Below are 25479 nucleotides of genomic sequence, written 5' to 3'. Positions count from 1 at the left end.
CGCTCACCAGCCACGGTTGGCGTAGCGCTCCGCCTCGGGGAGGGTGTCGCAGTTGATGCCGACCATGGCCTCGCCCAGGTTGCGGGAGACGTCCGCGACGACCTTCGGGTCGTCGTAGAAGGTGGTGGCCTTCACGATGGCGGCGGCGCGCTTGGCCGGGTCGCCGGACTTGAAGATGCCGGAGCCCACGAAGACGCCCTCGGCGCCGAGCTGGCGCATCAGCGCGGCGTCGGCCGGGGTGGCCACACCGCCGGCGGAGAACAGCACGACCGGCAGCTTGCCCAGCTCGGCGACCTCCTTGACCAGCTCGAACGGGGCGCGCAGCTCCTTGGCGGCGGCGTACAGCTCGTTGTTGTCACAGCCGCGCAGCTTGGCGATCTCGCCCTTGATCTGCCGCAGGTGACGCACCGCCTCGACGACGTTGCCGGTGCCGGCCTCGCCCTTGGAGCGGATCATGGCCGCGCCCTCGGCGATACGGCGCAGGGCCTCGCCCAGGTTGGTCGCGCCGCAGACGAACGGGGTGGTGAAGGCCCACTTGTCGGAGTGGTTGACCTCGTCGGCCGGGGTGAGGACCTCGGACTCGTCGATGTAGTCGACGCCGAGCGACTGCAGGACCTGCGCCTCCACGAAGTGCCCGATACGCGACTTGGCCATCACGGGGATGGACACCGCCTCGATGATGCTGTCGATCATGTCCGGGTCGGACATACGGGCCACGCCGCCGTCCTTGCGGATGTCCGCGGGGACCCGCTCCAGGGCCATGACCGCGACGGCACCGGCGTCCTCGGCGATCTTCGCCTCCTCCGGCGTGACAACATCCATGATCACGCCGCCCTTGAGCTGCTCGGCCATGCCGCGCTTGACACGGGCGGTGCCGGTCTCGGGCGTACCGGCGGGAGCGGTGGGCGTGGCGTTGGGCGTGGTGGACACGGTATGACCTCACTCGATGCAGGCGGATGTACTCCGCCGCCCACACAACCGTTTGCCCCGGCCCACTGAAAAGGGCCAATTACAAGGCGGTGGCTCGTGAGCCCCACGGGACCACCCGGATCAACGCCCTCCGAGAACGGCCGGCGGCTCATCATCCATTTCGAAGGCCATCGGAAACGGCGCGTGCCCCGCGAGCCGGAACCACCGCACCACCCGATGGCGCCGTACCGCACGGGCCGCCCGTACGGAATCGTTGTGGAACCGCCGCGCCATCGGAACCCGGCGCACCGCCGCCGTCAGCTCGGTGACCGTCTGCTCACCGCCGGGCGCCTCCCGTACCGCCTCCAGCTGGCCCTCATCGTCGAAAACCGCCCGCAGCGCCTGGCTCAGCCCGCTCTCGGCGACCTCCCGCTGCTCCTCGGCCGCCTGCCGCGCCTCGTGGGCCGCCTCGTAGAGCACGATCGACGCGGCCGGATCGAGAAGACCGGACGTCCCCAGCTCCTGGGCCACCGAGGCACGGCGCAGCAACTGCGCGTCCAGCGCCGCGCGGGCCGCGTCGATACGGGCGTGCAGACGGTCCAGCCGCCCCGCGGTCCAGCTCAGATAGACGCCGATGACGACGAGAGCGGCCGCAATCCAGATCAAAGTGGTCACGCCGGGTCACAGTACCGGCCGCCCCGCGCTCAACCCGTGGGTGGACGCCGGAGGTGGAGACGCAACCAACCCGTGCTCCGATCCGCCCGCCGGCGCCCGTCCCTAGCGTTTCCGGTACCCGTTCCGCACCCGCCAGGAGGCCGCCCCATGCCCCATTCCCACCAGCGCCGCGGCCCCTGGGCCCCACTGACCCGCTCCATCGTCATCAACGCCGTACTGCCACTCGCGCTCTTCTACGTCCTACGGGCACGCGGCGCCGAACCATGGCTGGCCCTACTGCTCAGCAGCACGATCCCGGCCCTGCGCGTGGCCTGGACCGTGGCCACGCGACGCCGGGCGGACAGCATCGACCTGTTCGTCACCGGCCTGCTGACGGTATCCGCCGCCACGTCGCTGATCAGTGGCAGCCCACGGGTACTTCTGCTCAAGGACGTGGGCATGTCGGTGGCTCTGGGCGCGTGGATAACAAGCTCGCTGCTCGCGCGGAGGCCGTTCGCCTACCACTTCGGCGTCCGGCTGGGCGGCGGATCCGCCGAACGCGACCGTCTCTGGGAGACGACCCCCGCCCTACGCCGAGAACTGCGCAAACTCACCGCACTATGGGGCGGCGGCCAACTCCTGGACGCGACGATCGGCGTCGTCACGGCCCTGACACTCCCCGTCGACGTCGTCCCCCTGATCGGCCGCTGCCAGACAGTGGTCGTACTGGGCGCGACCGTACTGATCACCCTCCGCCGCGCCCGCCGATTCCGCACTCAGCACGGCATGTCCCTGCTGGGAACCCGCAGCTCGACAGCACCGCCCAAGGCTCAGGAAGCACCAGTCGCGCCCACACTCACGCGAACCTGACCACTCGGTGGGCGCCCACCAGCGTGATCTTTTTCTCCCCCACCGGCCCGCACTCGCCAAACCGACGGGAGGGGGTGTGCAGGGGGACACTCCCCGCAGGACGACCGTAGCCCCGGTCACGACCACAACCTGGTTCACCCCAGGCGCCGTGGGGGCACCCCCGGCCGAAGTCTGGGGGAGAGATGGCCCCCTGTGCGCCCCCGCACCACGACGCAACAATGCGATCAAGCGCGCAAGCGCAACCCGCGGGAAACGCGGACCGAAACCCTACTCCCGAGCCAACCCCCACCGCCCCCGAAACCCAACCCGCTCATCCGTAGCCACCGCCGCCGCCCCCGCAGCAACCGTCTCGTACACCGCAAGAATGTCGGCCCCCACCGTCGACCAGTCGAACCGCCGCACATGCCGCCTCCCCCGCTCCCGCAGCTCGGCCAGCCGCGCCGGATCACCGAGCAGCCGCACCGCCGCGGCGGCGAGCGCCTCAGCGGACTCATTGGCGAACAGCTCACCGGCCTCCCCCTGGTCCAAGACCTGCGCGAACGCGTCAAGGTCACTGGCGAGCACCGGCGCCCCCGCCGACATCGCCTCGACGAGGATGATGCCGAACGACTCACCGCCGGTGTTGGGCGCGACGTACAGGTCCACGCTGCGCAGCAGCCGCGCCTTGTCCTCGTCGCTGACCATCCCCAGGAACTCCACCCGCGACCGCAGCTCGGCGGGCAGTTCCGCGACGGCCTCCTCCTCGTCGCCGCGCCCCGCGACCAGCAGCCGCGCGTCCGGGACCGCGGCGAGGATCGCCGGCAGTGCCCGCATCAGGACGGGCAGCCCCTTGCGGGGCTCGTCGATGCGCCCTATGAAGCCGATCGTGCGGCCCTGCCACTCCGGCTTCGGCTCGGCCCGGGCGAAGAAGTCCACGTCGACGCCGTTGGGGATGACCACCGCGTCGCCCCCGAGGTGTTCGACCAGGGTGCGCCGCGCGTACTCGCTCACCGCGATCCGCGCGCTGATCTTCTCCAGTGCGGGCTGCAGGATCGGATACGCCGCGATCATGACGCGGGAGCGCGGGTTGGAGGTGTGGAAGGTGGCCACGATCGGGCCCTGCGCCGCCCAGCAGGCGAGCAGCCCGACCGACGGCGTGCCGGGTTCGTGGATGTGGATGACGTCGAAGGCGCCGTCGTGCAGCCAGCGGCGGACCCGGGCGGCCGACAGGAAGCCGAAGTTGAGCCGGGCGACCGAGCCGTTGTAGCGCACGGGTACGGCACGTCCGGCGGAGACCACGTACGGCGGCAGCGGTGTCTCGTCGTCCGCCGGGGCGAGGACGGACACCTCGTGCCCCAGCCGGATCAGATGCTCGGCCAGGTCGCGTACGTGGAACTGGACGCCTCCGGGGACGTCCCACGAATACGGACAGACAATCCCGATCCTCAAGACCGCTCCGTCCGCCGCGCGCCCGAGGGCGCCCCATCCGCACCCGACGCGCCACCGTCCGGCACGCCCGTCCGCCGCGCGCCCGAGGGCGCCCCATCCGCACCCGACGCGCCACCGTCCGGCACGCCCGTCCGCCGCGCGCCCGAGGGCGCCCCGTCCGCACCCGAACCGCCACCGTCCGGCACGTCCGTCCGCCGCGCGGGCTCGCGCGGCTCCAGGTCACCGAGCCACAACCGCTGCAACATATGCCAGTCCTCCGGATGATCGGCGATGCCGGAGGCGAACGCGTCGGCCATCTCCTGCGTCATGACCGCGGCCTTCTCCGCCCGGGTCCCGGTCTGCGGCACCTCGATCTCCGGGTGCACCCGCCCCCGCATGACCGGGCTCTCGTCGTACCACAGGGTGACCGGCAGCAGCATCGCCCCGGTCTGGACCGCGAGCATCGCCGGTCCGGCCGGCATCTTCGCGGCCTCCCCGAAGAACTTCACCTCGATGCCGGAGGAGGACAGGTCCCGGTCGGCGACCAGGCAGACCAGGCCGCCGGCCCGCAGCCGCCGGGCGAGGGTGCCGAACGCGGCGCCGCCGGTGTGCGGCAGCACCTCCATGCCCAGGCCCTCGCGGTAGGCGACGAACCGGTCGTAGAGCGACTCCGGCTTGAGGCGTTCGGCGACGGTGGTGAAGGGCACGCCCAGCTTGGTGGTGACCCAGGCGCCCGCGAGGTCGTAGTTGCCCATGTGCGGCAAGGCGAGGATCACGCCGCGGCCGCTCTTGAGGCCCTCCACCAGGTGGTGCACGTCGGCCGGCGCGAAGCCGCCTTTTATCCGCTCCTCGCTCCAGGCCGGCAGCCGGAAGGACTCCATCCAGTAGCGCAGGTAGGAGCGCATCCCGGCGCGGGAGAGCTGGGCGAGGCGCCGCGGGGTGGCGTCCGGCACGACGCGCGCGAGGTTGGCCTCCAGACGGAGGATCCCCTTGCCGCGCCGCTTCCAGACGGTGTCGGCGATCCGCCGGCCCAGCGCCTTCGCGGCCGGTTCGGGCAGTTTCCTGACCGCTTTCCAGCCCAGGGCGTACGCCCCGTCGGCCAGCTTCTCGCGGTCGATGATCGTGCGGGTACGGTCGAGGACCGTACGGGTCGGGCGCGTCACGCGCTGTTCCCCCCTTGTGCGATGGCGTCGGCCTCGGCGGACTCCCGGCGTACGGTCACCACGCGCTGGGCGAGGGTGACCGTGCTGCCGACGGCCACCACCCACAGCGCGACCGGCAGCAGGTACTGCACGCCGGGTACCCCGAAGGCGTGCAGCCCGGCGAAGCCGGCCGCGACGAGCGTGATGACGAGCCGCTCGGCCCGCTCCACGAGTCCGTTGACGTTGACCGGCAGCCCGATGCTCTCGCCCCGGGCCTTGGTGTACGAGACCACCTGCCCGCTGGCCAGGCAGAAGATCGCCACCGCGCAGAGCCACAGGCTGTCGCCGGCCCCCGCGTACCAGAGCGCCAGCCCTCCGAAGATCGCCGAGTCGGCGACCCGGTCGAGGGTGGAGTCGAGGAAGGCCCCCCAGCGGCTGGACCGGCCCAGCTGCCGTGCCATGTTGCCGTCCACCAGGTCGGAGAAGACGAAGAGCGTGATGACGACCGTGCCCCAGAAGAACTCGCCGAGCGGGAAGAAGACCAGGGCCCCCGCCACCACACCCCCCGTGCCGACGAGGGTGACCGCGTCCGGGCTGACCCCGAGGCGGATGAGCAGGGCGGCGAATGGCGTGAGGACACGCGTGAAGAAAGCACGCGCGTACGTGTTCAGCATGGCCTTCCCGAAGGTCGATACGGGCCGCGCGGTCAAGGGGCCACCGGCTGGCCCATCGTAGCCACGCGGCACCCTCGTACCGCGAACCCACCACGGCCCGGGGCACCGCCGGTGACCGGCCAGGACGTCGCCGCGGGGGCCGTCACGCCCCCGGGGCGCGGGCGGTCGCACCACCGCGGACGCGCCCCGCGGCGCGTCCCACAAGATCCCTGATCGTCCCTTGTGCGATGTATGGACGTGCCATGACCAGGGTGGAAAGCTCGAACCACCGCAAAGTGTCGACCGGGAGGCGAGACACATGGGCGAGAAGAGGACACATCCAGGAGCCGCCGGCAGGGCGACATCGGCCGACCAGCCCACGTCCCTGAGGAATGTGGTGCTGGTCGGCCACAGTGGTGCGGGGAAGACGACGCTGGTGGAGGCGCTGGCGCTGGCGACCGGCGCGGTCAACCGGGCGGGCCGGGTGGAGGACGGCGGCTGCCTGTCGGACTACGACGAGATCGAACACCGGCAGCAGCGGTCGGTGCAGCTGTCCCTGGTCCCGGTGGACTGGGGCGGCATCCGGATCAATGTGCTGGACACCCCCGGGTACGCCGATTTCGTCGGGGAATTGAGGGCCGGTCTGCGGGCAGCGGACGCGGCCCTCTTCGTCGTTTCGGCGGCGGACGGGGTGGACGGTGCGACCCGTATGGTCTGGGACGAGTGTGCGGCGGTCGGCATGCCGCGCGCGCTGGTCATCACCCACCTGGAGGCGGCCCGCGCCGATTTCGACCAGATGACCCGGCTGTGCGCCGACGCTCTGGGCGGCGACGACCCGGACGCCGTGCTCCCCCTGTACCTGCCGCTGTACGGCACCGCGGGCGCCGACGGCCACGCCCCCGTGCACGGCCTGATCGGCCTGCTCACCCAGCGGGTCTTCGACTACTCCTCCGGCGAACGCGTCGAGCGCGCGCCCGAGGCCGACGAGCTGCCGCTGATCGAGGAGGCCCGCAACCGGCTCATCGAGGGCATCATCGCCGAGAGCGAGGACGAGTCCCTGATGGACCGCTATCTGGCGGGCGAGGACATCGACCTGAAGACGCTCGTCGGGGACCTGGAGACGGCGGTCGCGCGCGGCACCTTCCACCCCGTGCTCGCCGCGGCGCCGGCCGCCGAGGGCGCCCGGGAAGGTCTGGGCACCATCGAACTGCTGGATCTGATCGCCCGCGGCTTCCCCACCCCCGCCGAGCGCGAGGCCCCCGCCGTCACCACCCCCGACGGCAAGCCCCGCCCCGCGCTGACCTGCGACCCGGCCGGCCCGCTGGTCGCCGAGGTGGTCAAGACCTCCTCCGACCCCTACGTCGGCCGGCTCTCGCTGGTACGGGTCTTCTCCGGCACCCTGCGCCCGGACGAGACGGTGCACGTGTCCGGGCACGGCCTGACGGACCGGGGCCACGAGGACCACGACGTGGACGAGCGGATCGGCGCGCTGTCCACCCCGTTCGGCAAGACCCAGCGCTCGCTGACCAAGGCGATCGCCGGCGATCTGGCCTGTGTGGCGAAGCTGACCCGCGCGGAGACTGGCGACACCCTGTCCGACAAGAACGCGCCGCTCCTGATGGAGCCGTGGTCCATGCCGGACCCGCTGCTGCCGGTGGCCATCCAGGCGCACAGCAAGGCGGACGAGGACAAGCTCTCGCAGGGCCTGTCCCGCCTGGTCGCCGAGGACCCGACGATGCGCCTGGAGCACAACCAGGGCACCCACCAGGTCGTGCTGTGGTGTCTGGGCGAGGCCCATGTGGACGTGGCGCTGGAGCGGCTGCGGTCGCGGTACGGCGTCCAGGTCGACACCGTGCCGTACAAGGTCCCGCTCCGTGAGACCTTCGGCGACAAGGCGGCGGGCCGGGGGCGGCATGTGAAGCAGTCCGGCGGACACGGCCAGTACGCGATCTGCGAGATCGAGGTGGAGCCGCTGCCCGGCGGCAGCGGCATCGAGTTCGTGGACAAGGTGGTGGGCGGCGCGGTGCCCCGGCAGTTCATCCCGTCCGTCGAGAAGGGCGTACGGGCCCAGGCGGCGCGCGGGGTGGCGGCCGGCTATCCGCTGGTCGACGTCCGGGTCACGCTGCTGGACGGCAAGGCCCACTCGGTCGACTCCTCGGACGCCGCGTTCCAGACGGCCGGCGCCCTGGCGCTGCGCGAGGCCGCCTCGGACGCCCGTATCCACCTGCTGGAGCCGGTGGCCGAGGTGACCGTCCTGGTGGCGGACGAGTACGTCGGCGCGGCGATGAGCGATCTGTCCGGGCGGCGCGGCCGGGTGGTGGGCACCGAGCAGGCCGGGCACGGCCGCACCCTGGTGCGGGCCGAGGTACCGGAGATCGAGATCAGCCGGTACGCCGTCGACCTGCGCTCCCTCTCGCACGGCACCGGGCGCTTCCACCGGACCTACGCGCGGCACGAGCCGATGCCGCCGCAGCTCGCCGCCCGGCTCCGGGAACAGGAGGACGACGGTTCGTGAGGCCTGGCCGGCCGGCGGCCCTCGGCACTTCCCGGGCGGCCGTCGGCCGGTAGGCTGTGATCGCAGCTCAGAAGGTGTGCGGACGGCGGTAGTTGGGAAGAAGGCCGCAGCGGCGAAAGCGTGCGGGTGATGGGGGCGGCAGTGGCAGCAGACGGCTTCGACTTCAGTCCCGGGGCGCAGGTCCCGCTGTCCGGCGGTGCCGGGCAGACCGCGGCGACCCAGGCGCTGGCCTCGGCCGCGTACCGGGACAACCCGCTCTCCGACATCTCGAAGGCGGACTCCGACACCGCGAAGTCGACCATCAAGCCGCCCAAGCTCTCCCTGTTCGAGCCGAATCTGGGGGAGGCGTTCTCCCGCGCGCTCCAACTGCGCATGCTGGGCGGCGGGCGCGGCGCGCTCATCCAGTCCTTCGGCATCGAACCGCAGACGGTCGTCGAGCACTGCCTCGCGGCCAGCCGCATCCGCAAGATCCGCGACGTCAAGCTGACCGCGCTGATGCTGGTCTTCGGGCTGCTCTTCCTGCCCGGCGTGCTGCTGTGGCTGGGCGCCTTCCAGCTGAAGAAGCTGCTCGCCAGGGCGCAGGGCACCGGCACCTCGGCGCTCGGCGTGGCGCTGATGATCGCGATGGCCGGGCTGGCCGTGCTGTTCCTGGTCAAGCTGCCGTTCACCGGCTTCTGGTCGGTGTATCTGCGGGCCATGGTCGTGGCGCCGGTGATCGGCTGGTGGTGGGCGAAGCGGATCAGCGAGGCCACCGCGCGGGACCTGCGCGAGGCCTGGAAGGGCCTGCTCGAAGGCGGCGGCGTGGGCGCCAAGATCCCCGAGGCGGTGCCCCGCGACCCGAACGAGACCGCGGCCGAGCAGATGCGCCAGAACCTGGCCAAGCTCAGCGCCGAGCAGCAGAGCAACGTCGCCTTCTACGCGGGCCCCAACGGCATACTCGGCATGGGCACCCGCTGGGGCAGCTGGCAGATGGCCGAGGAGCTGCGGCCCGCCGACGAGGGCGGCGAGATCAACCCGTTCCGCAGCTACGACGTCATCCGCGTCATCCACGACCGGCTGCGCCTTCTGGAGCGCAGCCCGCTGCACACCGGCGGCTTCAAGGAGGCCCCTTCCGTACGCCACTGGATCGTGGTGCCGGTCGGCGAGAAGGCCGGTTCGGTCTCCCGCCCCTCGGGCACGGAGGTGGAGGCGTTCCAGGTCCGCGGCCACGAGATAGAGCGGATCTGCAACGAACAGCAGTTCGGCAGCGGCAGCCGGCACTACCTCGGCGTGCAGTTCGTGCTGTGGGACGGCCAACTGGTCATAACCCTGCTGATCACCGTCACCGTGCTGCACGAGACGCTGCGCGTCGAGGTCACCGGTCACGCCCTCGGCCCGGTGAACCCGCTGTTCACCTCCAAGCCCTCGCCGAAGACCAAGAGCGTCTCCAAGACGGTCAAGTTCTGGGAGACCAAGTCCGTGAACCTCCCGCTGGTCAACGCGAGCGAGGTGGTGCGCCTGGCCGCCCGCGCCCCGCTGACCTGGTTCCCCGGCTTCCTGGAGTTCCTGGGCGGGAAGCTGACCCTGCCGGAGCCGTTCGGCCTGCGGCACGCCTGGGCCGACAAGCCCTGGCGGCACCGCTTCATGGCCGACGACGCGCTGCGTGCCGCGACGCCGGTGCTGCGCGTGGTGCACTCCGCCGCGCTGAGCGTGCTCAAGGAGAACGGCGTGGACATCGCGCGCTTCGACAGCCGTTCGCTGGTGCTGAGCGGTCAGGTGCAGGCGGCGGAGCCGCGCAAGGCGGACGAGTACAACGCGTAGCCGCTGGTCGCGGCGGGCGGCCGGGAGTCCCGGCCGGGCCCGCCGCGCGGGGAGACGCCTACCGGAAGATGCCCGTGTGCCCCAGTGAGTACCGCCCGGGCTGCGGGTACACCGCCAGCCCGTGCGGCCCCTCCCCCACCGGGATCTTGGCCAGGGTCTTCCCGGTCCGGGTGTCCATCGCGTAGACCTCGGAGTTGTAGCGGCCGGAGAGCCACAGCACCTTGCCGTCGGCGGAGACCCCGCCCATGTCGGGGCTGCCGCCGCCGGGGATGTGCCACTTGTCCACGAGCTTGCCGCTCTTGAAGTCGAGCAGGGACACCGAGCCCTCGCCGCGGTTGGAGATGTACATCGTCTTGGAGTCGCGGCTGACGTAGAGCCCGTGGGCGCCCTTGCCGGTCGGCATCAGCCGGGGCTGTTCGAACTTGTCGCCGTCCAGGACCCACATGCCGTCGGCCATCATGTCCGCGACGTACCAGGTGCGTCCGTCCGGCGAGACCTTCACGTCCTGCGGCATCGCGCCCCGGAACGGCAGTTTCTGCTGCCCGATGACCTTCATCTTCTCGGTGTCGACCTTCAGCAGCTCGGCGGAGAACTCGCAGGAGACGATGAAGTACTTGCCGTCCGCGGAGAAGTCCGCGTGGTTGACGCCCGCGCAGGTCACCGGGACGGTCTTGCGCACCTCCATGGTCTTCGGGTCGCGGAAGACCAGCTCCTTGTCCATCGAGGCCATCACGACCGCGTACTTGCCGTTCGGCGTGAAGTAGAGGTTGTACGGGTCGTGTACGTCCACCGGCCGGCCGGACCGGCCGGTCGCCGGGTCGATCGGGGTCAGGTCGTGGCCGCGGTTGTTGTTCACCCACAGCGTCTTCATGTCCCACGAGGGGACGACGTGCTGTGGCTGCACCCCCACCGGAATGGTCTCGATGACCTTGTACGTCTTGGGGTCGATGACGCTCACCGTGTCGGAGCCGGTGTTCGGCACGTACACCCGCGAGGGGAAGTCCTTGACCTGCGGCGCCAGTTTGCCGGGGCGGTCCGCCGCGTACAGGTCGTGCTCGTCCAGCAGCGGCGGCATGCCCGGCAGCAGGGGCCGGGCGGCCTTGGCGGGCGAGGCCGGGGCCGAGGCGCCGGGGCTGTGGCCGGCGTCCTTCGTCCCGCCGTCGCTGCACCCCGCCGCCATCAGTGCGCAGGCGACGGCCAGCAGCGCGGCCCGGTGGCCGCCGCGTACACGCTTCGGGTCTTGGATACGGGTACGGTCAGCCATCAGGTCACAAGCTCCGTTGTCGTCACCGCGCGCAGTCCGCGCCGGTGCAGGCCGTCGAGGATCGGGGGCAGCGCGGCAACCGTGCCGGGGTGCCCGAGGTGGAGGCTCACGATGGATCCGGCGCGGGCCCGGTCCAGCACGGTGCGCCGGACGGCGGGGGCGCCCGGGTCGTCCGCGTCGAGGGAGTCGACGTCGTAGGAGAGGATGTGCGGGTATCCGGCCCGGCGGGCCAGCCGGGTCACCAGCTCGGTGGCGTACTGCGTGCGGGAGGGCCGGAACCAGCTGCCGATCGTGCCGGTCAGCTTGCGCAGCCGCTGTGCGCAGCCGGTGATCTCGGCGTACGCGGCGTCCGCCGGCAGGGCGCAGATGTCGAGGTGGCGCAGGGTGTGATTGCCCAGCTCATGGCCGCCGTCGAGGATGCGGCGGGCCATCGCCGGCTGTTCGTCGAGCCAGCTGCCGACGGCCAGCACGGTCACCCGGGCCCCGGCCCGCTCGGCCTCGCCGAGCAGCGCGGTGGCGGTCTTCGGGTCGCCCTGGCCGTGGAAGGTGAGGGCGACGGCGCTGCCGCGGGGCGGGCCGTGCTGGATCTGTACGGGCAGGCCGGGGGCGCGGGTCGGCGGGCGGGCGGCGCCCGGGCCCGAGGGGCGCGCCCCCGAGGCCGGCGGGCCGGTCCCGCCCGGCGGCGGGGGGCCGGAGGCCCGTACGGACGCGGTGTCCGTACGGGCCGTCGCGCACCCGGTCGCGAGCGCACCGGCGGCCGCGGCCGGGGCGGCACGCAGCACGGAGCGACGATGCAGGGAAGTCACCCCACCATTACAGGGCAACTTGTCCGTATTCTGGCTATTTATCCGATTAAACGGAGGACGTGTCTCGGCCGCGCTGCGGCGTCCGGGCTATGCCGTCCCGCGCGTCCGGACTACTGCGGCCAGACGTCGGCCAGCATCTGCCGGGTGTCGGCGAGCAGCTGCGGAAGCACCTTCGTCTGGCCCACTACGGGCATGAAGTTGGTGTCCCCGCCCCACCGCGGCACCACGTGCTGGTGCAGGTGGGCGGCGATGCCCGCGCCGGCGACGGCGCCCTGGTTGAGGCCGATGTTGAAGCCGTGGGCACCGGAGGCGGTCCGCAGCGCGGTCATCGCCCGCTTGGTGAACTCGGCCAGCTCCAGCGTCTCGGCCCGGTCGAGGTCGGTGTAGTCGGCCACATGGCGGTAGGGGACGGACATCAGGTGGCCGCCGTTGTACGGGTAGAGGTTGAGCACCGCGTAGACGTGCTCGCCGCGGGCGATCACCAGCCCGTCCTCGTCCGACTTGGCCGGAATCGTGCAGAAGGGGCAGCCGTCCTCGGCGCCCGGTCCGGTCGGTTTGTTCTCCCCCTGGATGTACGCCATCCGGTGGGGCGTCCACAGTCGCTGGAAGGCGTCCTGTGTCCCGACTCCGATCTGCTGCTCCGGCTCACTCGTCATGCGGGCCAGCATATTCCCCGGCCCGGGCGGGAATGCGGCGAGGGGCGGCCCCCGGCCGGGACCGCCCCTCGTACACCCCGCCGACGCGGGGCCCGTCTCGGGTGCCCCGCGTGCGCGGGGCCCGTCTCACACCTGGACCCGGCGCTCCACCGCGTCCAGCATCTCCTGGATGGCCTGGGCCTTCGGGATGCCGTTCTTCTGCGACCCGTCCCGGTAGCGGAACGAGACCGCGCCGTTGGACACGTCCTCGTCACCCGCGATGATCATGAACGGGACCTTGGACTTCTGCGCGTTGCGGATCTTCTTCTGCATCCGGTCCGCGGAGGAGTCCACCTCCACCCGCAGGCCCGCCTTCTTGGCCTCGGCCGCGAACTCCTGGAGGTACGGGACGTGGTCGTCGCCGATCGGGATGCCGGTGGCCTGCACCGGGGCCAGCCACACCGGGAAGGCGCCCGCGTAGTGCTCCAGCAGCACCGCGAAGAACCGCTCGATCGAGCCGAACAGCGCCCGGTGGATCATGACCGGCTGCTGCTTGGAGCCGTCCGCCGCGGTGTACTCCAGGCCGAAGCGCTTGGGCTGCTGGAAGTCGACCTGGATGGTCGACATCTGCCAGGACCGGCCGATCGCGTCGCGCGCCTGCACGGAGATCTTGGGCCCGTAGTAGGCGGCGCCGCCCGGGTCCGGGACCAGCGGCAGGCCCTGCTTCTCGGCCGCCTGGCGCAGCGCCTCGGTGGCCTCCTCCCACTCCGCGTCCTCGCCGATGAACTTGTCGGACTCGGGGTCGCGGGTGGACAGCTCCAGCTCGAAGTCGTTCAGGCCGTAGTCGCGCAGCAGGTCCAGCACGAAGGTCAGCAGCGAGTCCAGCTCGTCCGCCATCTGCTCCTTGGTGCAGTAGATGTGCGAGTCGTCCTGGGTGAAGCCGCGGGCCCGGGTCAGGCCGTGCACCACGCCGGACTTCTCGTAGCGGTAGACCGTGCCGAACTCGAAGAGCCGCAGCGGCAGTTCACGGTACGAGCGGCCGCGCGCCTTGAAGATCAGGTTGTGCATGGGGCAGTTCATCGCCTTCAGGCGGTAGTTCTGCCCGTCGAACTCCAGCGGCGGGAACATCGCCTCGGCGTAGTTCGGCAGGTGCCCCGAGGTCTCGAAGAGGCCTTCCTTCGAAATGTGCGGGGTGTTGACGAACTCGTAGTCCGCGTCCTCGTGGCGGCGGCGGGAGTAGTTCTCCATCTCCCGGCGGATGATGCCGCCCTTCGGGTGGAAGACGGCCAGGCCCGAGCCCAGCTCCTCCGGGATGGAGAACAGGTCCAGCTCCGCGCCCAGCTTGCGGTGGTCGCGCTTCTCGGCCTCGGCGAGGAACTCCAGGTACGCCTTCAGCTCGTCCTTGGTCGGCCAGGCGGTGCCGTAGATGCGCTGGAGCTGCTTGTTCTTCTCGCTGCCGCGCCAGTAGGCGGCGGCCGAGCGCATCAGCTTGAAGGCCGGGATGACCCGGGTGCTCGGCAGGTGCGGGCCGCGGCACAGGTCCTTCCAGCACAGCTCGCCGCTCTTGGCGTCGAGGTTGTCGTAGATGGTCAGCTCACCGGCGCCGACCTCGGCGGACGCGCCCTCGGCGGCCTCCGCGGCGGAGCCCTTGAGGCCGATCAGCTCCAGCTTGTACGGCTCGCCTGCCAGCTCGGCGCGGGCGTCGTCGTCGCTCACCGGGCGCCGGGCGAACTTCTGCCCGCGCTTCTGGATCTCCTGCATCTTCTTCTCGATGCGCTTGAGGTCCTCGGGGGTGAACGGGGTCTCGACGTCGAAGTCGTAGTAGAAGCCGTCCTTGATGGGCGGGCCGATGCCCAGCTTCGCCTCCGGGAACAGCTCCTGCACGGCCTGCGCCATCACGTGGGCGGTGGAGTGCCGCAGGATGTCCAGGCCGTCCTGGCTGCTGATCTCGACGGGCTCGACCTCGTCGCCCTCGGCGACCTCGTACGCCAGGTCCTTGAGCTGCCCGGCGACGCGCGCGGCGACGACGGAACGCTCGCCCTGGAAGAGGTCGGCGGCCGTAGTGCCCGTGGTCACCACGCGTTCTTCCCGCTCGGAATCGCGTTGGATGGTCACACGGACGTCTGACACCGGTCTCTCCTGACTTCTCGGGCGCGTCAGCGTTTGCTGCGCAGCCGAATCGTACCGAGCCACCGGTCTTCCTCGCGAAACGGTTGTGCCGTGCGCTCCCCCGCGCGGACGGGCGCACCGGCCGGCGGCCCCTCCCGGCCGGTGCGCCGCGCCCGCTCAGTCGCCCGGCAGCGGCCCGCCGCACGCCTCCTCGAAGAAGTCCAGGTTCTCCTGGAGCGACTTCAGCAGCCGGTCCCGTTCGGCCTCGTCGACCTGTACGGGGGTGACGTCCGACGCGCCCGTGATGCGGCGGAAGCCACCCCGGCTCTCCAGGCGCCCGCTGACCCGGATGGGCAGGCCCACCAGGTGGGCGTGTCCGGCGATGCGGTAGTCCTCCTCGTCCAGCGCGACCCGTACCTGCATGACGTCGGCCCCGGTCAGCACCCGCAGCCGCACGGCGCCGGGACCGCCGGGCCGCTCGCGCCGCAGGCGTACCACCGCGCCGGTCACCCGCACCGGCAGCGACGGCTCGTCGCGGACGTAGCGCTGGGCCGCCGCCTGGAGCGCGGGCAGGTCGCCGGGCGAGAACTCCACCGGCTCGGGCCGGGCGGCGAACCCGGGCGGCGGGCCGGCCCCCGGCGACCACTCCACCGAGATCCGCACCCCCTCCGCCTCCCGCACCAGCGAGATCAGCGCCTCCGCCAGCTCGTGGCACACCCCCAGCTCCACGGCGGCCTCGAACGCCTCCATGCCGCCGGTCGCCCGCTGGTAGTCCGTGGCGTCGCGGGTGGCGTGCAGCGCGCGCTGGAGTCCGGCGACGGCCGCCCGGCCCGCCGCCACCGGGACGTACGCGGTCAGCCGCCGCCCGGCCGGCGCGGGCCCCACCAGCACGTCCGCCATGAACGCCTCGGCCTTGCGCTTGTGCCGCGCACCGTAATAGCCCGCCCGCCCGTACGTGCCGAGCGCGCCGGCCATCAGCATCGAGCGCGCGGCGGTCCGCAGCTGCTCCTGCGCCACCCACGGCGTGCCGCCCACCCCGTCGTCCGGCACCTCGCGCTCCCAGCGGACCTCGTCGCTGGGCACCGCGAGCGCCGCCAGCACCTCGCGCGCGGACGGCGCGGCGCTGTGCGCGAGGGCGGCCAGCGCCTCCGCGATGAGATCGGTGCTGTCCGGGAAGGTCCGGGTCTGGGGTACGAGCAGGCTGGTGCCTCCGGTGGCGCCGCCCGGCGGTGTCCAGCGGGCGTAGTGGCCGGCGGCGCCTCCCCGCCGCCGCCAGCCGTGCCGCGCCAGCAGGGCGCCGAGCACCGCCGGGTCCAGCTGAGCCGGATCCGGGAGCCGCAATTCGTATGCGTCGATCGGCCGGTGCATCAGGGTCTCCCTCCCGCCCCGACCCGCGTCATGATCTCGCAGAGCGCGCGGTCGTCGAAGATCCGCGTGGTCGGGATCCGCACGTTGGTCCTGCGCCGGCCGGTCACCCGGTGGCCGGCCAGGTTGATCCAGTAGCAGCAGTGCCGCAGTTCGAGACGGTCGTGGCCGGCCCGCAGCCAGTCCTCCTGGGTCCGCGGCACCAGCATCACGACCAGGATCTTGTGCACCGCCACGGGCGTGCGCGCCAGCTTCGCCAGGTGGTCGTTGTCCAGGGTGAAGGAGAAGCCGGCACCGGGCGGCCCGGGGGCGACCTGGTACGTGCACTTCAACTGCACCTTGATGGTCACTTCGTCGTCGACGGCGTGTCCGGGCGCGCCGTGGCTGACGTGCCAGTCGATGCCGTTGTCCGGGAAGGGCTGGGCCAGCGAGCAGCCCGACGCGGCGGCCACCGCGTGCAGATAGCCCACCTGGAGCGTCTCCATGCAGGCCGTGGTGGCGAGCGCGCCGCGCAGCGAAGCCGTGCGCGCGGGCATGGGTCCTCCCGGTTCGGGCTGCGCGAGCGTCATCGCTCAAGTGCCTTCCGGGCCGGGTCGTTCGAAGGGGCCGTCATCGTGGCGACGGCCCGTTGCTGTGTTCTTGTCCGCCTCAAGTGGTCAACAAACCAGGACGGTTCGACAACCGGAAGCCTCGGGTATCACCAGGTCGGGTGGCCGTGTCGGCCATCCGCCGCACGAGCGCGAGGAGTTGTGAGAATGCCGTGCTGGTACGACGGTCCGCTGGCCTCCTTCGACACCGAGACGACCGGGATCGACGTGGAGCGAGATCGCATCGTGTCCGCCGCCCTGGTCGTCCAGGAAACCCCGCGCAGCGTGCCCCGCGTCACCCGGTGGCTGGTCAACCCGGGCGTCCCGATCCCCGAAGCGGCCGTCGCCGTGCACGGCCTGACGGCCGAACACCTGGCGCTGCACGGCCGCTGGCCGTCGCCCGTGATGGAGGAGATAGCCCGGGCGCTGACCGACCAGTCGCTCGCCGGGCGGCCGCTGATCGTGATGAACGCGCCGTTCGACCTGACCCTGCTGGACCGCGAGTTGCGGCGGCACCGCGCCGCCTCGCTCCAGCACTACCTGGGCGCCCACCCGCTGTCCGTCCTGGACCCGCGGGTGCTGGACAAGCACCTCGACCGCTACCGCAAGGGCCGCCGCACCCTCACCGACCTGTGCGCGGAGTACGGCGTCGAGCTGACCGGCGCCCATGACGCCGCGGCCGACGCGGACGCCGCGCTCCAGGTCGTACGGGCGCTGGGGCGCCGCTTCGCGGAGCGGCTGGAGTCGCTGAGCCCGGCCCAGCTGCACACCCGGCAGGCGGTGTGGCACGCGGCGCAGGCGCGCGGCCTGGAGGCGTGGTTCGCGCGCAACGGCACGGAGGAGGCGGTGGACCCGCACTGGCCGATGCGCCCGGAGCTCCCGGCCGCGGCCTGACCGGCGTCCGCCGTACATCGCGCATCAACGCCGAGGGCCGGGCCGCCTGTTGGCAGCCCGGCCCTCGGTCCCGGTGGGCGATACTGGGTTCGAACCAGTGACCTCTTCGGTGTGAACGAAGCGCTCTCCCACTGAGCTAATCGCCCGGGTTTCGCGTCCCCGGAGTTTCCCCCGCGAACGACCTGAACAATACAGGCCGTCGCGCCTTTCCATCAAATTCCCCGCCGCCGCGTTCCCGTTCCGGCGCCGTCCGGCCCGGAAACACCGGCCCGGAGATCATTCACGGGCCAGCCAGGAGGCCAGGCCCCGGCGCCCGGCGCGCATCATCAGCGAATGGTTGACGACGAAGAACGGCCGCCCGGGCAGCGCGAGCCGGCGCATCGACGGCTTGCGCACCTCGACCTCCTGCTCGAAGACGGCCCGGGTCCCGCCGCCGGCCGCGCCGACCGTCCAGCGCGCGAAGCCCTCCAGGTCCCCGCACATCGCGATCTCCAGGATCCCGGCCTCCGGGTCGCGCCGCGCCGCGGTGGCGGTGACGGTCAGGACGTACGGCAGCAGGGACCGGAAGGACGCGGTGCCGCTGCGCTCGTCGACGGGGACCACCCGGCGCACCTGGGGCCACCAGCGCGGGTACGTCTCGGCGTCCTCCAGGACGGCGTAGACCGCCGTGGGCGGCGCGGACAGGCGCCACTCGCTGCGGAACCGGTAGCGGTGCAGGGCGTACAGCCGTTCGGGCATGACCCGAGTCTGCCGCGCCGGCGGCGCCCGCGAGGGCGGAACCGCGAGATCGCACGCAAGACGGCCCGGAGGTCGGGGACCTCCGGGCCGTCGGCCGGTGTGGGCGATACTGGGTTCGAACCAGTGACCTCTTCGGTGTGAACGAAGCGCTCTCCCGCTGAGCTAATCGCCCGGGCGCAGAGAGAACATTACCGCACGTCGGAGGGGTCTCATGACCACCTGGGGGCCGGGCCGCCGGACCGCGGTCAGCGGTCCGCGTTCCACGGCAGCACGAAGCCGAACTTCCACAGGTAGAGAGCCAGCCCGGCCACGATGATCACCGCGCCGACACTGGTCAGGATGATGTTGCGGCGCCGCACCTTGGGGTCCAGCGCCTTCTGTGTGGCCTCGGTGACCTTGCGCTTGGTCCAGCGCAGCACCAGCTGCGCCCAGACGAACTCGGTCGCCCAGATCGCCATGCCGGCGAAGATGACCAGCCAGCCGGGACCGGGGAGCGGCAGCATGATGACGCCGCCGACGACCACCGCCAGGCCGACGATGAAGATGCCGACCTGCCAGCTCAGGTGCAGCGGGCGGGAGCGCCTGATGAAGTGCGGCGCCCGCGAGCCGAGACGCTGTTCCACGCTCGCAGTCTCCCCCGCGGCGGCCGGTTCCGCAGCCGGGGCCGCCGCGTCGGCGATCCCCGCCCCCCCGTTACTCTCCGTATTCATGCGGCCAAAACTACCGGACGGAAGCCGGTCACCGGAATGGCCGTCCAGGAGGATCGGCAACTCCGCCGTAAGAGGTACCGGAAGTCACCCAAAACCCTCAGAGGGGTTTACAACGGCACCGTAGGTGGCATGTCGATTTCGCCGACGTGCGAATCCCCGAGCGCACACTGAGCGAAAGGCCCTGGCGCTTATGAACACCACGGTCAGCTGCGAGCTGCACCTGCGCCTCGTTGTGTCGAGCGAGTCGTCACTGCCTGTACCCGCGGGCCTGCGGTATGACACGGCCGATCCCTATGCCGTGCACGCGACCTTCCACACCGGAGCCGAGGAAACCGTCGAGTGGGTCTTCGCCCGCGACCTCCTCGCCGAGGGCCTGCACCGGCCCACGGGCACCGGAGACGTCCGCGTATGGCCGTCCCGGAGCCATGGACAGGGCGTCGTCTGCATCGCCCTGAGCTCCCCGGAGGGCGAGGCCCTTCTGGAGGCCCCGGCACGGGCCCTGGAGTCGTTCCTGAAGCGGACCGACGCGGCGGTGCCACCAGGCACGGAACACCGGCACTTCGATCTCGACACGGAGCTCTCCCACATCCTCGCGGAGAACTGAACGGCGGCGCAGCGGCCCCTCGCGGCCCATCACCGCACCGCACCGCGCACACCTGCACCGTCCGACTCGGGGCGACGGGACAGGCCCGACAAGTTCATACGACACGAGCCGGCGCCGTAGCCGCGGACCCACCGCGGAGACGGCGCCGAGGCTTGTTGGACGCGCTAGAGTCGGCGACCATTCGGCAAGGACCCCGGGGCGGCGCCGTCCGACCCCGCCCGGCCAGGGAGCGAACCCGTGATGATCACCCACGACACCCGGTGCGCGCTCGACGCGGTCGTCGACCTGTTGAACACCGCTCCGGACGGCGACACCCCCGGCGCCCCGGACAGCCTCACCGGCCTGCCGGCGCTCCAGGCGTTCGTCGCGCGCAACGCGATCAGCGACGTGGGCACGCTCGACGAGCGCGACCTGGCGGCCGTGCGGTCGGTGCGGACGCAGTTCGCGCAGGTCTTCGCGGCGCCGGACGACCGTACGGCCGCCGAGCGGCTCAACGAACTGGTCGCGGCGGCGGGCACCACCCCGCGGCTGACCGACCACGACGGCTACGACTGGCATGTGCACTACTTCGCGCCGGGCGCCTCGGTCGCCGAGCACCTCGCGGCGGACGGCGGGATGGCGCTGGCCTTCCTGGTCGTGGCCGGGGAACGGGAGCGGCTGCGGCACTGCGAGGCTCCGGACTGCCGGTTCGCCTTCGTCGACCTGTCCCGCAACCGCTCGCGCCGCTACTGCGACAGCCGTACGTGCGGCAACCGGCTGCACGTCGCCGCGTACCGGGCGCGCCGCCGGGAGGCCACGCGCTGACGCCGGCGCGCCGGCCCGTCCGCCTCACAGCAACAGGAGGTCGTGCAGGGCGCCGATGAGCAGGAGGACGGCGATGAAGGTGAGGAAGAGCATCAGCGGCGGCTGGGACAGCGCGTAAAGGCAGCCGCGCGGTTCGGGGGACGGGGGTTCCGCCGGTGTGACGGCGGGGTCCCGGGGGAGGGCGCACTCGTCGTTCATCTCCCGCCGATGATGGCGCAGGTGATCACGCCGCGGCGGCCGGATCACTCCCCGGCGCCGGGAGTTCACCCCTTCCCGTGCACTTGCGTGATCGCTACGGTGTCCGAGATGTCACCCGCGCGGGCCGCACGACGGCCCCGGAGGCGCCCGCACCAGCGGCAACGCCCCTCAGATGCCGTGCTTCTTCAGGATGGCCTCGATGTCGGAGAAGTCCTCCTGCGGCGCGCCGCCCTTGTCCCGGGCCGCGGGCTGCTTCGCCGGGGCGCCCGCGCCGAGCGACGGCGCGGAGGCCGCCGGCGCCACCGCGGCGGACCCCCGCTGCCGGGCCGCGGCCCGCCGCTCCTTGCGGCTGCCGCCGGCCTTGAGGGAGTGCCGCTCGGCCACCCTCGCGATCATGAACAGGACGACGGAGAGGGCCAGCACCCCGAATCCCGCCCAGACCATGGGCTTGAAGACCACATCGGTGAGCCAGTCGATCACCCCGGTCATCACCAGGCCCACGGGCACCAGGGAGAACGCCGCGATGCGCGTGGCGGCCAGGAAGCGCTTGCGGTAGGCCGTCAGCGCGGCGATGCCCAGGCCCGCCGCCGACACCGCGGCACAGACGGTCGAGGTCAGCATCCGGTCCTCCTGCCGGTCGATTCCGTACGGCGCGGCGCACACGGCGACGCCCCCGTTCCTCCTTCCATCCTGCCCTGTCGCGGACGCCCGGGGCCACGATCGGGAACGGGCTCAGGGACATCTCGGGGTCGGGCTCCTCCCCAGGTCCCGGTTCGGGCCCGGCGGCGCTTGCTGGGAGACTGGCCCCATGAACGACGCCACGACCTCCGGCCCGGCCCGCCCCGTCGTCCTCGACGTGTGGTGCGAGCTGCAGTGCCCGGACTGCACCGCCGCGCTGGACGACCTGCGGGCCCTGCGCGAGCGCCACGGGGACCGGCTGGACATCCGGCTGCGCCACTTCCCGCTGGCCAAGCACCCGCACGCGTACGCCGCGGCCCAGGCCGCCGAGGAGGCCGCGGAGCAGGGCCGGGGCTGGCCGTACGTGGAAGCCGTCCTGGCCCGTACGGAAGAGCTCGGCGGCAAGGGCGAGCGGCTGCTCGTCGAGGTGGCCGGCGAACTGGGGCTGGACGCCGAGGAGATGGACACCGCGCTCATCGACGGCCGCCACCTGCTCGCCGTCGACGCGGACCAGGCGGAGGGCAAGGCGATCGGGGTGACCGGCACGCCCACGTACGGAATCGGCGGGGAGCTGCTGGACGGCAGCAAGAGCCAGGAGGGCCTGCGCGAGCGCGTCGAGGAGATCATCGAGCGGCTGTCGGCCGGGCAGGGCTGACGCGGCCCGCCGGGGCGGGCGGGCCGCGCCCGTTCACAGCAGCAGTTTGTGCAGGCAGTGGTCGGTGGTCCGGTAGCCCAGCGATTCGTACAGGCCGCGGGCCCGCGCGTTGTCGGCGAAGACGGTCAGCCCCAGCACGTCCCGGCCCGCCGCGAGGACTTCCCGCTCGGCGACGAGCATGAGCGTACGGCCGTGGCCCCGCCCACGGTGCTCGGGCGCCACCTGGACGTCCATGACGTAGCCGCCGGGCCGGGCCGGGTCGTACGTCGTGGTCCAGACGGTGCCGACGTCCGTGCCCTCGTGGGCCAGCACGCGCAGCGACTGGTGCGGGCTGGCCGGGCCGTCCGGCAGCAGCCGCGCGTGGTCCTGCGTCGCCCGCTCCTCCGCCCGCGCGCGGGACATGCCGTGGGCGACCTGCACATCGACGTACTCGGCGTGCGCCGCGGCCAGCCAGGCCGGGTACTCCGCCGCCTCCATCGGCCGGTCGGCGCTGCCCGCGGGGAGCCCGGGCCGGGCGGCCAGCTCCTTGCGCATCCGGCGGCTGTGCTCCGTGTACCCGAGGGCGGCGGCCAGCCGCAGGGCCGCCTCCGCGTCGGCCGGCACGTCCACCGTGATCCGCCGGCAGCCCCAGCCGCGCAGCACCTCTTCGGCGGCGAGGGCCGCGACCGTGCCGCGGCCGCGGTGCCGGTCGGGGTCGTCGATGCGCAGGTCCGCGATGCGCCCGGCGGACGGCCCCAGCCGGGCGTCCGTGGTCAGGCTTATCCGGCCCACCGGACGGCTGTTGACACAGACTTCGTACGTACGGGCCCGGCCGCCGTCGGCGCGTCGCTCTTCGGGGCCGGCGGGGCGCAGCGTAGTGGTCACGCTGGCTTTCTACCCGGTTTCCCGGGCGTCCGTCATCAGCGCGGGTCGAAGTCGGCGGCGGCCCGCTCCGCGAAGACCCGCATCGCCTCGGCGGTCAACGGGCCCGGCGCGTCACCCAGTTGCCGCCCGTCCACGCGGGTGACGGCCTGGACGTCGCGCAGCGTGGAGGTCAGGAAGACCTCGTCGGCGTACTCCAGGACGTCCAGCGGCAGATCGGTCTCCTTGGCGCCGGTCCACTCGACGGTCAGGGCGCGGGTGATGCCCGCCAGGCAGCCGGAGGACAGCGGCGGGGTGTGCAGCACGCCGTCCAGGGCGACGAAGACGTTGGAGCCGGTGCCCTCGCAGAGCCGGCCGACGGTGTTGCCGAACAGCGCCTCGGAGGCGCCCTGCGCACGGGCCCGGGCCAGCGCGACGACGTTCTCCCCGTACGACGTGGTCTTCAGGCCCGCCAGCGCGCCGCGCTCGTTGCGCGTCCAGGGGACGGTGACGACCGCGGTGGTGTCCGGGTAGCGCGGGGACTCGCTGAGCGCGACGAGCAGGGTGGGGCCCGCCTCGCCCCGGTCCGAGCCGAGCGGCGCGAGGCCGCCGGTGTAGGTGATGCGCAGCCGGCCGAGCGGCACCGGGTTGGCGTCCAGGACGGCCGCGCAGGCGCGCCGCACCTCGTCGAGGTCGGGGTCGGGCAGGCCCAGGCCGCGGGCGGAGGAGGCCAGCCGGTCCAGGTGGCGGGTGAGGGCGAAGGCACGGCCGTTGATGGTCCGCAGCGTCTCGAAGACGCCGTCGCCGACCGTCAGGCCGTGGTCGAAGACCGAGACCCGGGCATCGTCCGCGTCGCGCAGCTCCCCGTCGAGCCACATCCTCATGGTCGCCTCCCTCCGCTCGGCTCGTACCGGCCCGACGCTACCTCCAGCAGCCGGCGGGCCTTCAGCTCGGTCTCGTCCCACTCCCCCTCGGGATCCGAGCCCCAGGTGATCCCGGCACCGGCGCCGAAGCGCAGCACCGGGCCCTCGGGGGCCGCGCGGTCGATCCAGAACGTACGGATGCCCACGGCCAGCTCGCCGGTGCCGCGGTCGGCGTCCACCCAGCCGATGCCGCCGCAGTAGGGGCCGCGCGGCGCGGTCTCCAGCTCCTCGATGATCCGCTGGGACGCGAGCTTGGGGGCCCCGGTGATCGAACCGGCCGGGAAGGTGGCGTCGAGGAGGTCCGCCCAGCCCGTCTTCTCGTGCTCCGCCGCCAGCTCGCCGCGCACGGTGGACACGAGGTGGACCAGGCCCGGGTGCGCCTCGACCGCACACAGCGCGGGGACGGTGACGGAGCCGGTGCGGCAGACCCGCCCGAGGTCGTTGCGGACCAGGTCCACGATCATCACGTTCTCCGCCCGGTCCTTGTCGCGCAGGTCCTCGGGGACCCGGCCGGTGCCCTTGATCGGGCCGGACTCGACCGTGCGGCCGTAGCGGCGCAGGAACAGCTCCGGCGAGGCGGTGGCGACCTCGGTGCCGTGTGCGGGGAGCCGGACCACGCCCGCGTACGGGGCCGGGTTGCCGCGGGCCAGGACGGCGGACAGCGCTTCCACGTCCGCGCGCGCGGGATCCGGCAGCGGCGCGCTCAGAATGCGGCAGAGGTTCACCTGATAGACCTCGCCGGCGGCGATGTGCTCGCGTATGCGCCGTACGCCCGCGGTGTAGGCGGCGCGGTCCAGGGAACTGCGCCAGTCCCCGGGGGCCGGGCCCCGCCAGCGGGCGGGGTCGGGCGGGGGCACGGACCCGGTGTCCCGCACATCGCCGAAGCGCGCGCAGATCACGCCCCCCTCGTAGTCGGCGACGACGGCCCACCAGCCGGCCGAATCCAGGGCCTCCGGATCACGGGTGACATCGCGCAGGTCAGTGGCTGTACGGCCGCCGAATCGGGCCAGCGGGGGGAGGTCGTTCACGCCTTCGAGTCTATGGCCGGGGCCCGCCGGCCGCCCCGATCGGGCGAGCAGCGCAGCACGCTGCACAAACGCGTTTTTGTACTGGCCCAGGAATCCGCTAGAGTTCAACACGTCGCCGGGACGCGGAAGCGAAACGGAGACGGGGTTCCTCCCCGGATCTGGTCCGGGAAAGGCACCTGCGGACGTAGCTCAGTTGGTAGAGCACCACCTTGCCAAGGTGGATGTCGCGAGTTCGAGTCTCGTCGTCCGCTCGAAGTGGGGGATCTTCCCGAGCCCCCGCACTCCTGGTGGAGTGGCCGAGAGGCGAGGCAACGGCCTGCAAAGCCGTCTACACGGGTTCAAATCCCGTCTCCACCTCCAAGGACGATTAGCTCAGCGGGAGAGCGCTTCCCTGACACGGAAGAGGTCACTGGTTCAATCCCAGTATCGTCCACTGGTCCGCAAGGACCGCTCCCCCCGCCTTCGGGCAGGGCGGATCCCGCGCGATTAGCTCAGCGGGAGAGCGCTTCCCTGACACGGAAGAGGTCACTGGTTCAATCCCAGTATCGCGCACGCAGCACCCCGCGGCCCCGGCCGCGGTCCCGAGGACGATTAGCTCAGCGGGAGAGCGCTTCCCTGACACGGAAGAGGTCACTGGTTCAATCCCAGTATCGTCCACACCTGCGGTCGAGGGCCGGAGCACACGCTCCGG

Annotated in this window: 25 protein-coding genes and 7 tRNA genes; 12 read left to right on the top strand and 20 right to left on the bottom strand. The window is 72.2% G+C overall.

Going from position 1 to position 25479, the window contains the following annotated elements; genetic code table 11:
* Window positions 1-3 precede the first annotated feature (3 nt).
* Together pdxS and CP973_RS14805 are read right to left on the bottom strand one after the other, a co-directional pair.
* Complete coding sequence (gene pdxS, locus CP973_RS14810) at window positions 4-930, bottom strand: pyridoxal 5'-phosphate synthase lyase subunit PdxS (RefSeq protein WP_150240901.1); 927 nt, start codon at window positions 928-930, stop codon at window positions 4-6.
* A gap of 120 nt (window positions 931-1050) precedes the next feature.
* Entirely contained in the window at window positions 1051-1584 is a 534-nt protein-coding gene (locus CP973_RS14805; RefSeq protein WP_150240899.1) for a LemA family protein, read from the bottom strand.
* A 147-nt stretch (window positions 1585-1731) separates the two neighbouring features.
* Here CP973_RS14805 and CP973_RS14800 point away from each other — a divergent pair, with 147 nt between their 5' ends.
* Complete coding sequence (locus tag CP973_RS14800; protein ID WP_208853186.1) at window positions 1732-2433, top strand: VC0807 family protein; 702 nt, start codon at window positions 1732-1734, stop codon at window positions 2431-2433.
* Window positions 2434-2700: 267 nt separating this feature from the next.
* Here the strand turns inward: CP973_RS14800 and CP973_RS14795 are convergent, their stop codons facing one another.
* The 3 genes from CP973_RS14795 to pgsA are packed head-to-tail and all read right to left on the bottom strand — an operon-like array spanning window position 2701 to window position 5656.
* On the bottom strand, window positions 2701-3861 hold the full coding sequence (locus CP973_RS14795) for a glycosyltransferase family 4 protein (protein WP_150240897.1): 1161 nt from the start codon (window positions 3859-3861) through the stop codon (window positions 2701-2703).
* Window positions 3858-4961 (bottom strand): phosphatidylinositol mannoside acyltransferase, encoded by a 1104-nt coding sequence (locus CP973_RS14790; protein ID WP_150243594.1) that lies wholly within the window; start codon window positions 4959-4961, stop codon window positions 3858-3860. The genes CP973_RS14795 and CP973_RS14790 overlap by 4 nt, the downstream gene beginning before the upstream one ends.
* Before the next feature lie 38 nt (window positions 4962-4999).
* Window positions 5000-5656: a phosphatidylinositol phosphate synthase gene (gene pgsA, locus CP973_RS14785; RefSeq protein WP_150240895.1), complete on the bottom strand. Its 657-nt coding sequence runs from the start codon at window positions 5654-5656 to the stop codon at window positions 5000-5002.
* Window positions 5657-5954: 298 nt separating this feature from the next.
* Between pgsA and CP973_RS14780 the strand changes: the two genes are divergently transcribed.
* Window positions 5955-8150: an elongation factor G-like protein EF-G2 gene (locus CP973_RS14780; RefSeq protein ID WP_150240893.1), complete on the top strand. Its 2196-nt coding sequence runs from the start codon at window positions 5955-5957 to the stop codon at window positions 8148-8150.
* Between the two features lie 129 nt (window positions 8151-8279).
* Window positions 8280-9950 (top strand): hypothetical protein, encoded by a 1671-nt coding sequence (locus CP973_RS14775; RefSeq protein WP_150240891.1) that lies wholly within the window; start codon window positions 8280-8282, stop codon window positions 9948-9950.
* A 58-nt stretch (window positions 9951-10008) separates the two neighbouring features.
* Here CP973_RS14775 and CP973_RS14770 read toward each other — a convergent pair whose 3' ends face one another.
* The 6 genes from CP973_RS14770 to CP973_RS14745 all read right to left on the bottom strand — a co-directional run bounded on the left by CP973_RS14770 (window position 10009) and on the right by CP973_RS14745 (window position 16698).
* A complete protein-coding gene (locus tag CP973_RS14770) occupies window positions 10009-11214 on the bottom strand; it encodes a YncE family protein (RefSeq protein WP_150240889.1) in 1206 nt (401 codons plus the stop codon).
* Complete coding sequence (locus tag CP973_RS14765; protein ID WP_150240887.1) at window positions 11214-11996, bottom strand: polysaccharide deacetylase family protein; 783 nt, start codon at window positions 11994-11996, stop codon at window positions 11214-11216. Before CP973_RS14765 ends, CP973_RS14770 begins: the two co-directional genes overlap by 1 nt.
* Window positions 11997-12130: 134 nt before the next feature.
* Window positions 12131-12688, bottom strand: coding sequence for an HIT family protein (locus tag CP973_RS14760; RefSeq protein WP_150240885.1), 558 nt, complete (start codon window positions 12686-12688; stop codon window positions 12131-12133).
* Between the two features lie 114 nt (window positions 12689-12802).
* Complete coding sequence (gene thrS / locus CP973_RS14755; RefSeq protein ID WP_150240883.1) at window positions 12803-14785, bottom strand: threonine--tRNA ligase; 1983 nt, start codon at window positions 14783-14785, stop codon at window positions 12803-12805.
* A gap of 156 nt (window positions 14786-14941) precedes the next feature.
* The gene (locus CP973_RS14750) at window positions 14942-16132 is read right to left on the bottom strand and encodes a hypothetical protein (RefSeq protein ID WP_150240880.1); all 1191 of its coding nucleotides are present in this window, start codon (window positions 16130-16132) and stop codon (window positions 14942-14944) included.
* Entirely contained in the window at window positions 16132-16698 is a 567-nt protein-coding gene (locus CP973_RS14745) for a DUF4365 domain-containing protein (protein WP_150240878.1), read from the bottom strand. The genes CP973_RS14750 and CP973_RS14745 overlap by 1 nt, the downstream gene beginning before the upstream one ends.
* 186 nt (window positions 16699-16884) lie before the next feature.
* Between CP973_RS14745 and CP973_RS14740 the strand changes: the two genes are divergently transcribed.
* Window positions 16885-17610: a 3'-5' exonuclease gene (locus tag CP973_RS14740; protein WP_150240876.1), complete on the top strand. Its 726-nt coding sequence runs from the start codon at window positions 16885-16887 to the stop codon at window positions 17608-17610.
* A gap of 74 nt (window positions 17611-17684) precedes the next feature.
* Here CP973_RS14740 and CP973_RS14735 read toward each other — a convergent pair.
* The 4 genes from CP973_RS14735 to CP973_RS14720 form a co-directional block, all read right to left on the bottom strand.
* A tRNA-Val gene (locus CP973_RS14735) sits at window positions 17685-17756 on the bottom strand.
* A 130-nt stretch (window positions 17757-17886) separates the two neighbouring features.
* Window positions 17887-18348 (bottom strand): SRPBCC family protein, encoded by a 462-nt coding sequence (locus CP973_RS14730; RefSeq protein WP_150240874.1) that lies wholly within the window; start codon window positions 18346-18348, stop codon window positions 17887-17889.
* 100 nt (window positions 18349-18448) lie between these two features.
* A tRNA-Val gene (locus tag CP973_RS14725) sits at window positions 18449-18520 on the bottom strand.
* 73 nt (window positions 18521-18593) lie between these two features.
* On the bottom strand, window positions 18594-19058 hold the full coding sequence (locus CP973_RS14720) for a TIGR02611 family protein (RefSeq protein ID WP_150240872.1): 465 nt from the start codon (window positions 19056-19058) through the stop codon (window positions 18594-18596).
* Window positions 19059-19248: 190 nt separating this feature from the next.
* On the opposite strand from CP973_RS14720, the gene CP973_RS14715 reads away from it, so the two are divergent.
* Both CP973_RS14715 and CP973_RS14710 read left to right on the top strand, forming a co-directional pair.
* Window positions 19249-19662: an SsgA family sporulation/cell division regulator gene (locus CP973_RS14715; protein ID WP_003987206.1), complete on the top strand. Its 414-nt coding sequence runs from the start codon at window positions 19249-19251 to the stop codon at window positions 19660-19662.
* 237 nt (window positions 19663-19899) lie between these two features.
* A complete protein-coding gene (locus CP973_RS14710) occupies window positions 19900-20466 on the top strand; it encodes a CGNR zinc finger domain-containing protein (protein ID WP_150240870.1) in 567 nt (188 codons plus the stop codon).
* Window positions 20467-20490: 24 nt separating this feature from the next.
* Here CP973_RS14710 and CP973_RS39995 read toward each other — a convergent pair whose 3' ends face one another.
* The gene (locus tag CP973_RS39995) at window positions 20491-20664 is read right to left on the bottom strand and encodes a hypothetical protein (protein ID WP_167538338.1); all 174 of its coding nucleotides are present in this window, start codon (window positions 20662-20664) and stop codon (window positions 20491-20493) included.
* A gap of 168 nt (window positions 20665-20832) precedes the next feature.
* On the bottom strand, window positions 20833-21285 hold the full coding sequence (locus CP973_RS14705; RefSeq protein WP_150240868.1) for a hypothetical protein: 453 nt from the start codon (window positions 21283-21285) through the stop codon (window positions 20833-20835).
* A gap of 187 nt (window positions 21286-21472) precedes the next feature.
* On the opposite strand from CP973_RS14705, the gene CP973_RS14700 reads away from it, so the two are divergent.
* On the top strand, window positions 21473-21997 hold the full coding sequence (locus CP973_RS14700; RefSeq protein WP_150240867.1) for a DsbA family protein: 525 nt from the start codon (window positions 21473-21475) through the stop codon (window positions 21995-21997).
* A gap of 33 nt (window positions 21998-22030) precedes the next feature.
* Here the strand turns inward: CP973_RS14700 and CP973_RS14695 are convergent, their stop codons facing one another.
* From CP973_RS14695 to CP973_RS14685, 3 genes are read right to left on the bottom strand one after another with little or no spacing between them, the layout of a single operon-like run.
* Window positions 22031-22861 carry a GNAT family N-acetyltransferase gene (locus CP973_RS14695; protein WP_150240865.1) on the bottom strand — a complete coding sequence of 277 codons (831 nt, stop codon included), beginning with the start codon at window positions 22859-22861 and terminating at the stop codon, window positions 22031-22033.
* A 35-nt stretch (window positions 22862-22896) separates the two neighbouring features.
* Window positions 22897-23721, bottom strand: a complete 825-nt coding sequence (locus CP973_RS14690; RefSeq protein WP_150240864.1) for an aminotransferase class IV — start codon at window positions 23719-23721, stop codon at window positions 22897-22899.
* A complete protein-coding gene (locus CP973_RS14685; protein ID WP_150240862.1) occupies window positions 23718-24788 on the bottom strand; it encodes a chorismate-binding protein in 1071 nt (356 codons plus the stop codon). Before CP973_RS14685 ends, CP973_RS14690 begins: the two co-directional genes overlap by 4 nt.
* Before the next feature lie 178 nt (window positions 24789-24966).
* Here CP973_RS14685 and CP973_RS14680 point away from each other — a divergent pair.
* The 5 genes from CP973_RS14680 (at window position 24967) to CP973_RS14660 (ending at window position 25445) form a co-directional block, all read left to right on the top strand.
* Window positions 24967-25039: transfer RNA gene (locus CP973_RS14680), tRNA-Gly, on the top strand.
* 35 nt (window positions 25040-25074) lie between these two features.
* Window positions 25075-25148, top strand: a tRNA-Cys gene (locus tag CP973_RS14675).
* Between the two features lies 1 nt (window position 25149).
* Window positions 25150-25221, top strand: a tRNA-Val gene (locus CP973_RS14670).
* A gap of 47 nt (window positions 25222-25268) precedes the next feature.
* A tRNA-Val gene (locus CP973_RS14665) sits at window positions 25269-25340 on the top strand.
* A 33-nt stretch (window positions 25341-25373) separates the two neighbouring features.
* Window positions 25374-25445: transfer RNA gene (locus CP973_RS14660), tRNA-Val, on the top strand.
* Window positions 25446-25479 lie beyond the last annotated feature (34 nt).

The organism is Streptomyces albofaciens JCM 4342 (assembly GCF_008634025.1).
Lineage (GTDB): Bacteria > Actinomycetota > Actinomycetes > Streptomycetales > Streptomycetaceae > Streptomyces > Streptomyces albofaciens.
The sequence above is the reverse complement of the archived record's forward strand: the minus strand, read 5'-3'. Positions and strand labels throughout refer to the sequence as shown.

What these genes read in the sequence shown, in the direction of transcription:
- CP973_RS14705 (WP_150240868.1), bottom strand. Translation starts at nt 21,285, where the DNA reads ATGCTGACCTCGACCGTCTGTGCCGCGGTGTCGGCGGCGGGCCTGGGC.
- pgsA (WP_150240895.1), bottom strand. Translation starts at nt 5,656, where the DNA reads ATGCTGAACACGTACGCGCGTGCTTTCTTCACGCGTGTCCTCACGCCA.
- CP973_RS14800 (WP_208853186.1), top strand. Translation starts at nt 1,732, where the DNA reads ATGCCCCATTCCCACCAGCGCCGCGGCCCCTGGGCCCCACTGACCCGC.
- CP973_RS14775 (WP_150240891.1), top strand. Translation starts at nt 8,280, where the DNA reads ATGGGGGCGGCAGTGGCAGCAGACGGCTTCGACTTCAGTCCCGGGGCG.
- CP973_RS14700 (WP_150240867.1), top strand. Translation starts at nt 21,473, where the DNA reads ATGAACGACGCCACGACCTCCGGCCCGGCCCGCCCCGTCGTCCTCGAC.
- CP973_RS14750 (WP_150240880.1), bottom strand. Translation starts at nt 16,132, where the DNA reads ATGCACCGGCCGATCGACGCATACGAATTGCGGCTCCCGGATCCGGCT.
- CP973_RS14740 (WP_150240876.1), top strand. Translation starts at nt 16,885, where the DNA reads ATGCCGTGCTGGTACGACGGTCCGCTGGCCTCCTTCGACACCGAGACG.
- CP973_RS14770 (WP_150240889.1), bottom strand. Translation starts at nt 11,214, where the DNA reads ATGGCTGACCGTACCCGTATCCAAGACCCGAAGCGTGTACGCGGCGGC.
- CP973_RS14715 (WP_003987206.1), top strand. Translation starts at nt 19,249, where the DNA reads ATGAACACCACGGTCAGCTGCGAGCTGCACCTGCGCCTCGTTGTGTCG.
- CP973_RS39995 (WP_167538338.1), bottom strand. Translation starts at nt 20,664, where the DNA reads ATGAACGACGAGTGCGCCCTCCCCCGGGACCCCGCCGTCACACCGGCG.
- CP973_RS14690 (WP_150240864.1), bottom strand. Translation starts at nt 23,721, where the DNA reads ATGAGGATGTGGCTCGACGGGGAGCTGCGCGACGCGGACGATGCCCGG.
- CP973_RS14730 (WP_150240874.1), bottom strand. Translation starts at nt 18,348, where the DNA reads ATGCCCGAACGGCTGTACGCCCTGCACCGCTACCGGTTCCGCAGCGAG.
- CP973_RS14760 (WP_150240885.1), bottom strand. Translation starts at nt 12,688, where the DNA reads ATGCTGGCCCGCATGACGAGTGAGCCGGAGCAGCAGATCGGAGTCGGG.
- CP973_RS14720 (WP_150240872.1), bottom strand. Translation starts at nt 19,058, where the DNA reads ATGAATACGGAGAGTAACGGGGGGGCGGGGATCGCCGACGCGGCGGCC.
- CP973_RS14780 (WP_150240893.1), top strand. Translation starts at nt 5,955, where the DNA reads ATGGGCGAGAAGAGGACACATCCAGGAGCCGCCGGCAGGGCGACATCG.
- CP973_RS14745 (WP_150240878.1), bottom strand. Translation starts at nt 16,698, where the DNA reads ATGACGCTCGCGCAGCCCGAACCGGGAGGACCCATGCCCGCGCGCACG.